The organism is Thermostichus sp. MS-CIW-41, assembly GCF_054058915.1.
In genome coordinates this window covers 18,432-31,892 of record NZ_JBSSBO010000009.1, presented here as the reverse complement: position 1 = coordinate 31,892, position 13,461 = coordinate 18,432, and the positions used below count along the sequence as shown (strand labels likewise).

Here is a 13,461-nt window from a genome sequence, read left to right as displayed (position 1 = left end):
CACTGCGGGCCGACCTTGCCGGCACAGTTGCCCCCATCCTACCCAAGGACTCCTGGCTTGCCACGAGGGAACAGAAAGAAGAGATCCCTGCTCCCAGGCGTAATTCCCCCGAAGACCCCGCGGAAAAATACCGTCTCCCGCGGAGAAAGGGGATGCTAAGCTATCTCCACACCCGAGATTGAACCCACCCTGGGGCCTCTCTCAGGTGTTCCCTTCTGTCGAGATGGTTGAAAGGAGAAGAGCCATTCCGGAACCCCTATCTCTGACGGTCAGCTTGCGCGGCAGCCGCGAGGCGCTGGAAAACTGCCAGGTCTTTCACCTGACTGGCCTTCTGGATGCCTTTTCCGAGCCGGTCTTCGTTAAGGTGGTCACCAAATACCTGGAAGAGGGATCCCCTAACCTGATCCTGGATTTGACAGGGATCGACTTCATCGACAGCTCTGGCGTCGGCGCCCTGGTGCAATTGGCCAAGCTGGTGCAGGGCCGCGCAGGTATCTTTCAGGTGGTGAGCAACCCCCGCATTACCCAAACGGTGAAACTGGTGCGCCTGGAGAAGTTCCTATCTTTGCGCAACTCCTTGCAGGAAGCCTTGGATCGCCTGAAGGAAGGAAGTACGGGCAGTACAGAAACCGCCTGATACGTAATAAGTATGGGTCTGGGAACCTTTTGGGGGATCAGTGCTGGAGCAGGGGATCCCGACTGGATAACGGTCAAAGCAGCCCGCATCCTCAGCACGGTCAACTGGGTGGCCTGTCCCCAAAATGCCGCCGGCCAGCCGGGCCTGGCCTATCAGATTGTGCGCCCTTGGCTGCGACCGGAACAAACCCTCTTGCCGCTTCGCCTGCCCTTTGTCACCCAGCCGGAAGTCCTGCAAGCTGCCTGGCGAGTGGCTGCCCAGCAACTAGCCCCACTCCTAGAAAGGGGAGAAGATGTCGCCTTTATCTGTGAGGGAGACGTGGGCCTCTACAGCACCTTCGCCTACGTGGCCCAAGCCCTGCGGCAGCGGATCCCCGCCTTGCCCATCCAGGCCATACCGGGGGTGTGCTCTCCCTTAGCCGCTGCTGCTGCCCTGGGATCCCCCTTGGTGCTCGGCTCCGAGAAATTGGCGATTTTACCGGCTCTGTTTGCCCTCTCGGAACTGGAGCAGGCTTGTGCCTGGGCTGAGGTAGTCGTCCTCATGAAAGTGGCCTCTGTCTACCCTCAGGTTTGGCAGTGGCTGGCCGAAAGAGGTTGGCTGCAACAGGCCAGCTTGGTGGTCTGGGCCGGCTGGCCCCAGCAAACCCTCTTCCCCACCCTGGAAGGACTGGCCGACTACCGGCCCCCCTACTTTTCCCTGCTGATCCTGCGTTCTCGGCCCCGAAATCAAGATTCTCTTAACCTGGAAAACGAGCTACAGCTGGAATGAGTTTTCTAGGATAGGGAATGAGTTCCTTCCGGCGATTAAGCCCGAAGCAGGGGTTGGTCGTTGTTTTTTTGCGTTTATTTCTGTTTAGCTCAAGGCTCGCGCCGAGCCAGCTTGTTTCCCCAAAAAATCAGGTGTCCTGTGACGGAAAGAGGCTGAGGAATCCGAATCCAGAATGCTGGGATCCCTCATTGACCTGAACCAAAAAGAGATGAAAAGACCAAGTTAAAGGAATGATCCAGCCTGTTAAGAATGGTTGCCGCCCTTGGTGGAGAGATCGGCTATAGGTTAGATTATGAATGTAGTGATTCAGGCGAGGAGGATAATATCTCATCCCCATCCCAAACGCGAGGCACCGCTTCTCGATTGAATCAAATCCAAAATTCAAGTCCAAAATTCTCTGTCGGTCAACGCTTTGATCCAAGCTTCCGATCCGTTGCTTCGGCAGACTCTCCTGAGAAGTGGTTGTCTCGCTCAGCAGAGCACCTGGTACCTACGACAGGTTTTCCTCAAAGCAGAAAAGGGGAGTTAGGCAGATAGCAGTTGGGCTTGCTGCACAAGCCACTGGGAAAGTGAGAGAGCGCTCTAGGTGTTCCTCAAATAATCCTCAAATAAAAGTGGTTTTGCCAGATCAACAAGCTCAGCCGGCTATTTTGAGTCTCCATTCATGAGCGAGTCAGGGTGGGAAAATCGGTGATCAGGTTCAGGTGCTCTCAACCTGCAAGCTCTGCGAGTCGGAACCAGCGCTCAGTGGGACAAGGACTGCGGGCTTTAGCAATTCGAGGTTCTCTCAGTTCATAGTTTCACTCTCACTTTCAGGAGGTTGCTATGTTTACCTTTCTCTCAAAGATTGCTAGAGCAGTTGTCCGCATATTCGCTCCTGCCAAGTCCGATCTGGTGGAAGTGGGTTACCAGCCCATCACGGATGATATCTATCGCATCAACGGCTCAGCCTGCCGTTTTAGCGATCTGGAGATCTCATCGTAAACCTCAGAGTCGGATTCTGGTGTCGGAGCGGCCACTGGCGCTGGCCTAGAAATTGGAAACTAGAAATTGGAAACAAGTTAAGACAACTGAATAAGTCTTAGTTAAGTCTTGGATGCGGTTAGTCCGCGTCGGCAGGGGTGGTTTTCCTCCCTGTGGCCAAGTTCTACCGGTTCAGTGGTGGCTCCCCGTGGGGGTCACCACTTAATTGTTTTGTTGTTTGCAAGTTGTTTGGGAAAATAAGGAGAATGCTTGCGGTTGCCCTATCTCAACCTGTGTTGCCTTCCCCCGTAGTTTACCCAGCTACATCGAATGATCTGGATCCCTTGGCCGAAGTTCTAGCCCAGGTTTTTCATCCCCCCTCAGGTCTGCAACGCTGGATCTACCCAATTCGCAAGCTGGGCATTCGCGAAGAGTTGCGCCTCAGGCTGGCCGCAAGGGATCCCCACTACTGCTGTCTGGCAGCTGCGGTGGGATCCGAAGTGGTGGGCACTGCCGAGATCTCTTTGCGGGTCACAGCCCACGGGAAGTATCCCTACCTCTCCAACTTGGCGGTGCTGCCCGGCTGGCGGCGGCGAGGAATTGCTCGTCTGCTTTTGCTCAGTGCTGAAGGGGTGGCGAAAGGGTGGGGCTACCGCTGTTTGCATCTGCACGTATTGGAAGACAATCTCCCCGCGCGGCAACTGTACGCTCAACTGCGCTATACCCCCATCGAACGCACCTCTCAACTCTGGCGATGGTTGGGGATCCCTCCGCAGCTTTTGCTCTGCAAGTGGTTACCTTGAATTGGCAAAGGAATTGGCAAAGCGGCAACATTGAGCTGGCAGAGTGGAGATGCTTCCCACCCCGCTGGCTTGCTTCTGCGCAGTGAGGCGAGTTCCTGGACTCATATAAAGTTATGTAAACTAGAGATGGGTTCTAGAGAGGTCTCGGAGGGGCAGTGAGGGAATTGGGCAGGGTTTTCATGGGATTGGTTGTGGGCCTGCTTGTGGGCTTTGGGATGACTCAGCCTGCCTGGGCCCAGTGGGGAACTACTCCTCTCCCGCCAATAGGTTCTCCGGCACCGGAGTTCGCATTGCCAGATCAATCCGGGCAAATACGGCGGCTGGCGGATTTTCGGGGGGAGTGGGTGGTGTTGTATTTTTACCCCCGCGACTTCACTTCCGGCTGTACGATTGAGGCCCGCCGCTTTCAGCAAGATTTGCCCAAGTTCCGGGCCATGGGGGCACAGGTTGTGGGCGTGAGCGCCGACTCGGTGGACTCCCACAGGCGCTTTTGCTCGGCAGAGGGGCTACAGTTTCCTTTGCTGTCGGATCCCGACGGCACGGTTAGTCGAGCTTACGGCTCCTGGATGGGCGATGTTGCCCTGCGCAATACGTTCTTGATCGACCCGGAGGGGATTTTGCGAGAAATCGACCCAATCGTGAACCCCAGCCGCCACAGTGCTGAGGTTCTGGCCCAGTTGCAACGGCTTGTCGGTAGCTAGCCCTCTAGCTTTCCGGGCCAAAAGTCTGCTCGAACTCGTAGAGCAACTCGTCGATCTCCTCCAGCGCTTGGTTGACATCCACGCGCAAGCTGCCCAAGTCTGGCTTTTCCAGCAGCTTGGCTACTGCTGGCCGGCGTTCGCGGATCAGCTTGATGCGCTCTTTCAAGGCGGCAATTTCGGCGGCGTCCATGACTTCAGAGACCCAATCCACTCCCTTAGCTTATCGTTTCCTCCCAGTCGCCGGGATCCCTTTCTGAACCACCGAGAGCCAATCATAATAGAGCTGCGCAACCTGGCACTCAACCCCGCTTCAGCTAGAAATTGCAGGAGCCCCGCACTGTACCCGTAGGTTCGGTGTCGGGAGGAATGCTATAATAATACTGCGGACACCAGAAACGGTTGTTTAGGGCACTGGTAACGGTCGATTGGGGGTGCAGTAAACCACCCCAGAGGCTCGTGGTTGGCTCGCTAACTGCAGGGCTACTAAAAGCCCGCTCCGTACCGCCTAGCGGTTGGTGTCGGGTAGTTTACAGGTGCTGACATGCTCCCCTACACCCAGATCGTCGCCCACCGTGGGGAGCACACCCACGCCGAGGAAAACACGTTGGCCGCTTTTGCTGCCGCTATTGAGGTGGGGGCCGAGCAAATTGAGCTGGATGTGCGCTGTAGCCGAGATGGGATCCCACTGGTTGTTCACGATGCCGATTTGGATGGACAGCCTTTGGCCGCATTAACTTGGGCCGAGATTCGGGCCCGCAAACCCACGATTCCCACTCTTGAAGAGACCCTGTCACATATCAAGGGCAAGATCACCCTCGATATCGAACTCAAAGAAGCAGGCTATGAGGAACAAGTCCTTGCCCTCGTTAGCGATATTTTGACCCCCGAAGAATTTGTGATCACCTCTTTTTTGCCTCAGGTGGTGCAGCGGGTTAAAACGCTTTTGTCCCCGCAACCCAAGGTTGGCCTGTTGATCGAGGCAAAGGCTGAGGAGCAAGCCAAGGGATCTTTACTTACCCGTTGCCGGGAGTTGGGAGCGGATTTTCTGGCCCCCCACTACAGTTGGGTGAACTTGCAGTTCTTGGCTGAAGCTGAACAGGCCGGGATCCCTCTGTACGTTTGGACGGTGAACGATCCTGAAGTGATGAAGTTGTGCTTGCAGCCATTTGCCGGCTCAGTAGGACAAAATCCCGTTGTTCAAGGGTTGATTACCGACCGTCCCCAATTGGCTTTGCAAATTCGCGCCCACCTTTTGGCAGGAGTAGAGGGGGCAAAACCCTAGACCATGGGCACAAACTGCACCGGAAAAGCCCCTTTTTGAACCCATCCTTGGGCTGTTTTGCAGAGGATCAGCAAGGACTGGGATCCCTGGGCACCGGAGTCCGAAGGGCTTTCTCCCACCGGCACCACCAAGGTGCCCCCCACCGCCAGTTGATCCAGCAGCACCATGGGCACAGTTGGGGGCGCTGCCGTCACCAGAATGGCATCGTAGGGAGCATGCTCTGGCCAACCTTGGTAGCCATCCCCCTGACGCACTTCCACGTTGCGATAGCCCAGGGCAGCGAGGGTTTGTTGAGCTTGAGCAGCCAATGGGGACAGACGCTCCAGGCTATACACTTGCCGGGCCAGCTCTGCCAAAACAGCCGCCTGATAGCCGGAGCCGGTGCCGATTTCCAACACCACCGATTCAGGCGTGAGGCGAGCAGCTTCTGTCATAAAAGCAACAATATAGGGCTGAGAAATGGTCTGGCCATAGCCGATGGGCAGAGGGCAATCCCTGTAGGCCCGATCCCGCAGATCAGAGGGGACAAAAAGGTGACGCGGCACTTTTCCCATGGCTTCCAGTACCCGTGGATCTCGGATCCCTCGTTTGATGAGCTGTTTCTTGACCATCTGCTCCCGTTGGGAAGCAAAAGGATCGGAAGCGTCTGGGGGCTGAGGTTCAACTTCTGGGATCCCAGCTGGAGAGCGAGAAGAATGTCTCCACCGGAAGGATGAGAATGGGTTGATCACCGATACACAACCTCCAGAAACGATGAGCTGCTCAGCTAGAAATCGCAGGAGCCCCGTACGGTACCCGTAGGGTCAGTGTCGGGAGGAATGCTACAATGGTACTGCGGACACCAGAAACAGCTGTTTAGGGCACTGGTAACGGTCGATTGGGGGTGTAGTAAACCACCCCAGAGGCTCGCGGTTGGCTTGCTAACTGCAGGGCTACTAAAAGCCCGCTTCGTACCGCCTAGCGGTCGGTGTCGGGTAGTTTACATGAAGCTTACAGCCGGGATCCCCATGGGAGATATGGGATCCGGTTTGATCAAAATTGTAAAGTTTTGTGCGCAATCTGCCGGGGCGAGCAATCACCACCCTGGTTCTGCCAGCGCAAGATTTTATAGTGTTGATCCCTACCTTTTCCCCGCAAGGGGAAGATGGTGAATGGGGTGACAGGCTGGGAACTGTCCTAGCGACACCTGGGGAGAGAGGCTGGGTTTAATAGACTGTAAACGTAATTTACGGTACAGATCTATGACAACTGCTGCCGCTTCTGCTACTCCCACTGCCCCTGAGACGACGCTGCTGAACGTTTGGCAAGTGCTGGCGGAAGAGTTTGCCGGTCAGGTTGCCCTACGGGATCCCCACGCGCAGCCAGTTTTCGAGATGTCTTATGGAGAGCTGTTTCGCCGCATTCAAACCCTGGCGGCTGGCCTGCAGGCTTTGGGCATTTGCCCGGGGGATCGGGTGGCCATTTTTGCCGATAACTCCCCCCGCTGGCTGATGGCCGATCTGGCCACGATGTTCACGGGAGCTGTGAATGTGCCCCGCAGCGCTGTGGCGGATCCCAGTGAGCTGGGCTACATCTTGCGCCACTCCGGTAGCACGGCCCTGATTGCTCAGGATCTGAAGACCCTGAGGCGGATCCGGCCGGATGTGCAGGAGCTGGGCCTGGAACGGCTGCTGTTGCTTTCCGATGAGCAGGAAGCAGGGGTGCTGAACTTTTCCCAATGGCTGCAAAAAGGGCGGGAGCATACCTACCAACCCCCAAAGCTGGAGCGATCCCAACTGGCCACCATCATCTACACCTCCGGCACTTCCGGTCGGCCCAAGGGGGTGATGCTCAGCCACGGCAACCTGATGCACCAGGTGGAGAACTTGGGCGTGGTCGTACAGCCACAACCGGGGAATAAGGTGTTGACCCTTCTGCCCACTTGGCACTCTTATGAGCGGGCTTGCGAGTATTTTCTCCTCAGCCGCGCCTGCATGCTGGTCTATACCAGCCCTCGCTTTATCAAACAAGATTTCCAACAGGAGCACCCCCATTTTCTGGTGGCAGTGCCGCGGATTTGGGAAACCGTTTATGAAGGGATCCAACGGCAATTCAAAGAGAAAAGCCCCCTGATGCAGCGGCTGATCCGCGCTCTGATGGCCGTGAGTGAGAGGTATGTGCTCTCTGGACGGATAGCCCGCAACCAGTCGATTTTGCATTACGGAGTCAGCCCCTGGGTGCGCCTGCAGGCTCGCCTGCAACATTGGCTGCTCTGGCCCCTGCACCGATTGGCCGATGTGCTGATCTACCGCAAGGTACGACGGGCGTTGGGCCCCAATTTTCAACATGCCATCAGCGGCGGTGGATCCCTGCCTGCCTACTTGGATCTGTTCTACGAGGTGGTGGGCATTTCCATCTTGAATGGCTACGGCCTCACCGAAACTTCGCCGGTGTTGTGCGCGCGGCGTCCAGACAACAATGTGCGCGGTACGGCTGGCTCCCCTCTGCCGGGGACGGAGTTTCGCATTGTGGATCCTGAAACTCGACAGCCGCTGCCCTCCGGCCAAAAGGGGTTGATCCTGGCCCGTGGCCCGCAGGTGATGATGGGCTACTACAACAACCCCGAAGCCACCGCCAAGGTGCTCAGCTCCGACGGCTGGTTTGAAACGGGGGATCTGGGCTGGCTCACCCCCGATGGGCAACTGGTGATCACCGGCAGAGCCAAGGATGTCATCGTCCTACTCAACGGGGAGAATATTGAGCCCCAGCCGCTGGAAGATGCTTGTCTGCAATCTCCTTACATCAGCCAAATCGTGATCGTCGGGCAAGACCAAAAGAAATTGGCTGCCCTCATCTACCCCAACCTCGATGCCCTCAAAGCCTGGGCTGCCGAGCAAGGGATCCCGGCTGAGGATGCCGAGCTGCTGGCCCAGCCCCAGACCCGCACCTTGATTTTGCAGGAGGTGCGCCGCCGCATCCAAGAACGCCCTGGCTACCGGCCCGACGAGCAGATCGGCGACTTTCGCTTCTTGCCGGAGCCGCTGAGCGTGGAAAACGGCCTTATGACCCAGACCCTGAAGATCAAGCGCAACCCGGTGGCCGAGCGCTATGCCCATCTGATCCAAGAGATGTATCCGGCTTGAGGTGCAGGCCCACCTAAGTTTGGGATCCCCGTTGTTGCTCCAAGTAGCGCCGGAATTGCTCCGGTGGAATGGCCCCTCGGTAGGCTCCACAGTAGTAGAGGGTAAGCACTGCCTTGTAGGCCCAATCGCTTGGCACCACATCCGGGAAAGGGCTGGGCAAAGTATCTGCTTGGTTGTTGGCGCAGGCTTGCAAAATTTGCTCTGTGGTTAGCTGTTCTGCCAAGTCTGGAGGGAGTTCCCGCAGGTTGGCTTGGGCCAGAGCCGCTCCGGCCAAGCTCAAGCTGGAGAGGGCCGCTGTCCAAAAGACAGGAGTGAAGAGGTGTTGCAAGTTCATGGCTTTCAAAGGAAGGGTTGGCAAGTCCTCTCTCTAGGGTAGTACGAGCTAAGAGAGCGTCTGGATGTAGACAAACTTCCTCGGATCTGGGACTAAGATGCAAAGGAATCAAGGGAGCAGAAGAGGGCGGGATCGCCAGCCGCTAATTGTCTCCCCGCATGCCCATGTAAGGCTGAGAGCACGATAGGTCAGAGCCGATGAGTTTATCCCAGGGGCCGAGTTTTGATGGAATGGATCCCCCGGATCCCAAGCTGATCGATGCCTGCGTGCATTGCGGGTTTTGCCTGACCACCTGCCCCAGCTACCGTGTAATCGGCAAAGAGACGGACTCGCCGCGGGGGCGTATCTATCAGATGGAGGCTCTCAACCAAGGTCAAATCTCCCTCTCGGCGGCTACGGTTTCCCACTTCGACAGTTGTTTGGGCTGTTTGGCCTGTGTTACGGCCTGTCCATCGGGGGTGCAATATGACCGCTTAATTGCCGCCACCCGCCCGCAAATCGAACGCAACTACCCACGTAGCCTTTGGGATCGGCTTTACCGCCAGTTCATCTTCTCGGTGTTTCCTTACCCGGAGCGGCTGCAACCGCTGCTGTGGCCTCTCTGGCTGTACCAAAAAATGGGGATCGGCGCTTGGATCCGAAAGGGTCTGGAAAAGGTCTCCCCGCGTTTGGCGGCCATGGAATCCCTGATGCCCCCCCTGGAGGTGGAGCAACTGCTGCCCAAGCGTTACCCTGAGCGGATCCCGGCGGTGGGAGAACGCCGTTTTCGGGTGGGACTCATTTTGGGCTGCGTGCAGCGCCTGTTTGCCCCGCAGGTGAATGAGGCCAGCATTCGCGTCTTGACCCACAACGGCTGTGAGGTGGTGATCCCGCCTGTCCAGGGCTGTTGTGCGGCCTTGCCCCACCATCAAGGGCAACTGCAGCAGGCGGAAACCCTGGCCCGCCAGATGATCGATGCCTTTGCCGATTACGAGTTAGATGCCATTCTGATCACCGCTTCCGGCTGCGGGCATACCCTGAAGGAGTATGGCCACCTGTTGGCCAGGGATCCCGACTACAAAGAGAAGGCAGCCCGATTTGCCGCCCAGGTCAAGGACATTCAGGAGTTTCTCGCTCAGGTGGGGTTAACGGCTCCTCTACATCCGCTGCAGCCGGAACCCCTGGTGCTGGTCTACCAGGATGCCTGTCACATGCTGCATGGGCAGCGGCTCAGCCAGGAACCCCGACACCTGCTGCGGCAAATCCCGGGGCTGGAGCTGCGGGATCCCGTCGATGCGGCCCTCTGCTGCGGTAGCTCCGGCGTCTACAACCTGTTGCAACCCCAGGTGGCGGATGAGCTGGGATCCCAGAAGGTAAAGAACTTGCTTAACACCGGTGCTCAGGGGATCGTCTCTGCCAATATCGGCTGCCGCCTACAAATCCAGAAACATCTGCGCCTACAGGGCAAAGCCGGGATCCCCATCTATCACCCGATGGAATTGTTGGATCGCGCCCTTACCGCTGCGTGACGCTTTCGCGAACAAGCTACAGGGGCTGCCTCTAGTCCCCGATCTGCTGAACAATTGGTTACTTTGCGGAACCGAAATAGCCATTAAACTAAGCATGTTGGCCGCGGCTATGTAAACTACCCGACACCAACCGCTAGGCGGTACGGAGCGGGCTTTTAGTAGCCCTGCAGTTAGCAAGCCAACCACGAGCCCCTGGGGTGGTTTACTGCACCCCCAATCGACCGTTACCAGTGCCCTAAAAGCTGTTTCTGGTGCCCGCAGTACCATTATAGCATTCCTCCCGACACTGACCCTACGGGTACCGTACGGGGCTCCTGCAATTTCTATCTGAATGCTGCTTGGATTCCGCACCCGCTTAGAGCTGAATAACCGGCAGAAGACCCTAGCCGCTCAGCACGCTGGGGTAGCCCGTCACGCCTACAACTGGGGCCTGGCCATCTGTCAGCAAGCCCTGGAGAACCGGCAGAAACTCCCCACCGCCATTGACCTGCACAAGCGCCTGGTAGCCGAGGTTAAGAAGGAAAACCCCTGGTACTACCAGGTCTCCAAATGCGCTCCTCAGCAGGCATTACGCAACTTGGAGCAAGCCTTTAAGCGCTGGCGGGGTGGGTTGGGGAAGTTCCCCCGCTTCAAACGCAAGGGAGTGCGAGACAGCTTTTACCTAGAAGGCAGCATCCGCATTTCTGGCGACCGCATCAAGGTGCCTATCTTCGGTTGGCTGCGCTGTGCAGAGTTACTTCCGGCGACCACACCCAAGAACGTGGTCATTAGTCTTCGCGCCGGACATTGGTATATCTCCTTCAAATATGAAGCTCCAGCGCCTCAGGTAGAGAAAACCGGGGAAGTTGTGGGAGTGGACTTAGGTATCCATCACCTGGCCACCTGTTCCGACGGGGAAGTATTCGAGAATCCAAAGCCCTACCGCAAGGCGAGGAAGCGTCTGGCCAGACTGCAACGGCGGCTGAGTCGCAAGCAGAAGGGATCCGCTAACCGTAAGAAGGCGGTGGTGCAGTTAGGCAAGGCCCATAAGCGGGTGGCAGACATTCGGCAAGACAATCTGCACAAGCTAACGACTTACCTGGCCAAGAAGTATCGGGTGGTGGTGATTGAGGGCTTGCAGGTGAAGAACCTGCTTAAGAACCGCAAGTTGGCAGGAGCGCTGTCAGACTGTGGGTTCTACGAGTTTCGGCGACAGCTAGAGTACAAGGCCCAACTCTACGGCTGTCAGGTGGTGGCGGATAGGTTTTATCCGTCCAGCCAACTGTGTTCAGGGTGTGGCCACAAACAGAAGATGCCACTCAGCGAGCGGGTATTTCGCTGCCCGTGTTGTGGTCTGGAGCTAGACCGCGACTTGAATGCAGCCATCAACCTAGCCCAGTGGTATCTAACTACCTGCAGCTCGCGGGGAAGTAACGCCTGTGGAGATCCCTCTGGCGGGGCGGTGGAGGTGAACTCTGCCGCCAGTCATGGGTCGCTGAAGCAGGAAGAAAGCAGCGATGCTGGGCAAAGTTCTGTTTTGTTCAGCGTTGCATAAGTCTTTCGGAGCGGCTATTCCATCAACAGGCCCAAGTCCAGGTGAGGCTGCCACAGATCGGCCAGGCGCTCCAGCAATTGCTCCCGCTGCTGAGCATAGTGGCCCTCCAGATCCGGCAAGGGATCCCAGCCTTTTTGTCGGCGCAGCCAGTTCAGCCATTGTCGCCGCCACAGGTGGTTGTCAAACAGGCCATGCAGATAGCTGCCCCAAATCCGACCCGTGGGATCCCGCCAGCCCAGGTTCTCTTGCTCGAACAGCGGCAGGCAGCCAGAGGGATCCGCCTGGGTGGATCCCTGATGAATTTCGTACCCCTGGATGGGGGCCAGGGCAGGCCATCGGCTTTGGGTCTGTACCTGCTGGGTGACCTTGGTGGGTTGTAAAACGGTGGTCAAAGGGAGAAAGCCCAACCCCGAGTAGGTGCCGGCGATCCCCTCCCAGCCTTCGGGATCGGCGATGGTCTCTCCCAACATTTGCAGTCCGCCGCAAATGCCGACGATATGGCCGGAGTATTGGCGCAGTTGCTCGGCCAAGCCGGTCTTTTGCAACGCGAACAGATCGTTGAGGGTGGTTTTGCTGCCGGGCAGGATGACCACATCCGGGGATCCCAAACTTTGGCCGGGGTGAACCCAGCGCAGATGGACGGTGGGCTCCGCCAACAAGGGGTCAAAATCCGAGAAGTTGGCTACCTGGGGCAAACGCACCACAGCAATCTCCAGTCGCCCCTCCCTCAGGGCTTGGCCACCGGCCCGGTCGCGGCGATCTTCCCAAAGCAGGGGGTTGGCTGCAATTCCCATCGAATCCTCTTGGGGCAGAACCCAGTCCACCCAAGGCAAGACCCCGACAACTGGGATCCCGGTGTAGTTTTCCAGCCAATCCAGGCCGGGCTGCAACAATTCCCGCGAGCCGCGAAACTTGTTGATGACAATGCCCCGGATCAGGGCCCGTTCTTCGGGTTCCAGCAGTTGGAGTGTGCCCACCACATGGGCCAGCGCCCCACCTCGGTCGATGTCTGCCACCAGCCAAGTGGGGGATCCCAAATGCAAGGCAACCCGCATATTTGCCAAGTCTCGATGTTTGAGGTTCACCTCTGCCGGGCTACCTGCCCCCTCGCAAAGGATCCAGTCGTACTGCTGTTGTAGGCGAGCAAGGGCTTCTTTGACCGCTTGCCAGGCCGGCGCAAACCAGCGCTCGTAATACTCTCCGGCGCGGTAGGTGCCCACCGCCACTCCGTTCAAGACGATCTGGGAAGTCAGGTTGCCCTGGGGCTTCAGAAGAATCGGGTTCATTTCCACCGCAGGGGGGATCCCGGCAGCCCAAGCTTGCAGAGCCTGCGCGTAGGCAATCTCCTTGCCGTCTGGGGTGACATAGGCGTTGAGGGACATGTTCTGAGCTTTGAAAGGGGCAACCCTTTTTCCCGCTTTCTTGAGAATGCGACAGAGGGCTGTCACCAAAAGGGTTTTGCCCACATGGGAAGAAGTTCCCACCACCATCAAGGATCGACCTGAACAGCTCACCCCGGATCCCTCACCCTTGGTTTCTGGTTGTTGCCATTCTCTCCGCGGCCAGTCCTACCAAGCCAGGGCCTCCGTTGGCAAAGGCGACCCCATGATTCCTCAGTTCCCCAGAGCAACGCGCCCTGCTGATGCCAAGAGCCGAAACCCCAGGTCTGCACGGGATCCCAAGGGCTTGCGCTTTGTGCTCTCGACAGGATTTTGAGCTGGGGCAGATGGATTCGAACCACCGAATGGCGGGACCAAAACCCGCTGCCTTACCGCTTGGCGATGCCCCAATTCACATTGCTTAACCAGC

General features: G+C 57.6%; 12 protein-coding genes and 1 tRNA gene. 8 read left to right on the top strand and 5 right to left on the bottom strand.

All coding sequences use genetic code 11. From position 1 onward, the window contains the following. The first annotated feature begins 223 nt into the window (after positions 1-223). From ACVWXE_RS04385 to ACVWXE_RS04370, 4 genes are all read left to right on the top strand, one after another. Positions 224-637 (top strand): STAS domain-containing protein, encoded by a 414-nt coding sequence (locus tag ACVWXE_RS04385; protein ID WP_011433770.1) that lies wholly within the window; start codon positions 224-226, stop codon positions 635-637. Positions 638-649: 12 nt separating this feature from the next. Further along, the gene (locus tag ACVWXE_RS04380) at positions 650-1,405 is read left to right on the top strand and encodes a precorrin-2 C(20)-methyltransferase (protein WP_414350039.1); all 756 of its coding nucleotides are present in this window, start codon (positions 650-652) and stop codon (positions 1,403-1,405) included. Between the two features lie 1,307 nt (positions 1,406-2,712). Continuing rightward, the gene (locus ACVWXE_RS04375) at positions 2,713-3,171 is read left to right on the top strand and encodes a GNAT family N-acetyltransferase (protein ID WP_414344496.1); all 459 of its coding nucleotides are present in this window, start codon (positions 2,713-2,715) and stop codon (positions 3,169-3,171) included. Between the two features lie 179 nt (positions 3,172-3,350). Then, entirely contained in the window at positions 3,351-3,872 is a 522-nt protein-coding gene (locus ACVWXE_RS04370) for a peroxiredoxin (protein ID WP_414417129.1), read from the top strand. 4 nt (positions 3,873-3,876) lie between these two features. Here ACVWXE_RS04370 and ACVWXE_RS04365 read toward each other — a convergent pair whose 3' ends face one another. Next, the gene (locus tag ACVWXE_RS04365) at positions 3,877-4,062 is read right to left on the bottom strand and encodes a hypothetical protein (RefSeq protein ID WP_414344512.1); all 186 of its coding nucleotides are present in this window, start codon (positions 4,060-4,062) and stop codon (positions 3,877-3,879) included. 351 nt (positions 4,063-4,413) lie between these two features. Here ACVWXE_RS04365 and ACVWXE_RS04360 point away from each other — a divergent pair, with 351 nt between their 5' ends. Next, complete coding sequence (locus tag ACVWXE_RS04360; protein ID WP_414332228.1) at positions 4,414-5,154, top strand: glycerophosphodiester phosphodiesterase; 741 nt, start codon at positions 4,414-4,416, stop codon at positions 5,152-5,154. On the opposite strand, the gene ACVWXE_RS04355 is transcribed toward ACVWXE_RS04360, so the two are convergent. Further along, positions 5,151-5,885, bottom strand: a complete 735-nt coding sequence (locus tag ACVWXE_RS04355) for a protein-L-isoaspartate(D-aspartate) O-methyltransferase (protein WP_011433763.1) — start codon at positions 5,883-5,885, stop codon at positions 5,151-5,153. The genes ACVWXE_RS04360 and ACVWXE_RS04355 overlap by 4 nt on opposite strands. Before the next feature lie 510 nt (positions 5,886-6,395). On the opposite strand from ACVWXE_RS04355, the gene ACVWXE_RS04350 reads away from it, so the two are divergent. Beyond that, positions 6,396-8,276 carry an AMP-dependent synthetase/ligase gene (locus tag ACVWXE_RS04350; protein WP_457489682.1) on the top strand — a complete coding sequence of 627 codons (1,881 nt, stop codon included), beginning with the start codon at positions 6,396-6,398 and terminating at the stop codon, positions 8,274-8,276. A gap of 13 nt (positions 8,277-8,289) precedes the next feature. Here the strand turns inward: ACVWXE_RS04350 and ACVWXE_RS04345 are convergent, their stop codons facing one another. After that, complete coding sequence (locus ACVWXE_RS04345; protein WP_457443505.1) at positions 8,290-8,634, bottom strand: hypothetical protein; 345 nt, start codon at positions 8,632-8,634, stop codon at positions 8,290-8,292. A 173-nt stretch (positions 8,635-8,807) separates the two neighbouring features. On the opposite strand from ACVWXE_RS04345, the gene ACVWXE_RS04340 reads away from it, so the two are divergent. Both ACVWXE_RS04340 and ACVWXE_RS04335 read left to right on the top strand, forming a co-directional pair. After that, positions 8,808-10,118 carry a (Fe-S)-binding protein gene (locus tag ACVWXE_RS04340; protein WP_457489681.1) on the top strand — a complete coding sequence of 437 codons (1,311 nt, stop codon included), beginning with the start codon at positions 8,808-8,810 and terminating at the stop codon, positions 10,116-10,118. 331 nt (positions 10,119-10,449) lie between these two features. Next, entirely contained in the window at positions 10,450-11,652 is a 1,203-nt protein-coding gene (locus ACVWXE_RS04335; protein ID WP_457489680.1) for an RNA-guided endonuclease InsQ/TnpB family protein, read from the top strand. A gap of 14 nt (positions 11,653-11,666) precedes the next feature. Here ACVWXE_RS04335 and ACVWXE_RS04330 read toward each other — a convergent pair whose 3' ends face one another. Together ACVWXE_RS04330 and ACVWXE_RS04325 are read right to left on the bottom strand one after the other, a co-directional pair. Continuing rightward, positions 11,667-13,142: a cobyric acid synthase gene (locus ACVWXE_RS04330; protein WP_457413122.1), complete on the bottom strand. Its 1,476-nt coding sequence runs from the start codon at positions 13,140-13,142 to the stop codon at positions 11,667-11,669. A gap of 227 nt (positions 13,143-13,369) precedes the next feature. Then, a tRNA-Gln gene (locus tag ACVWXE_RS04325) sits at positions 13,370-13,441 on the bottom strand. Between the last annotated feature and the right edge of the window lie 20 nt (positions 13,442-13,461).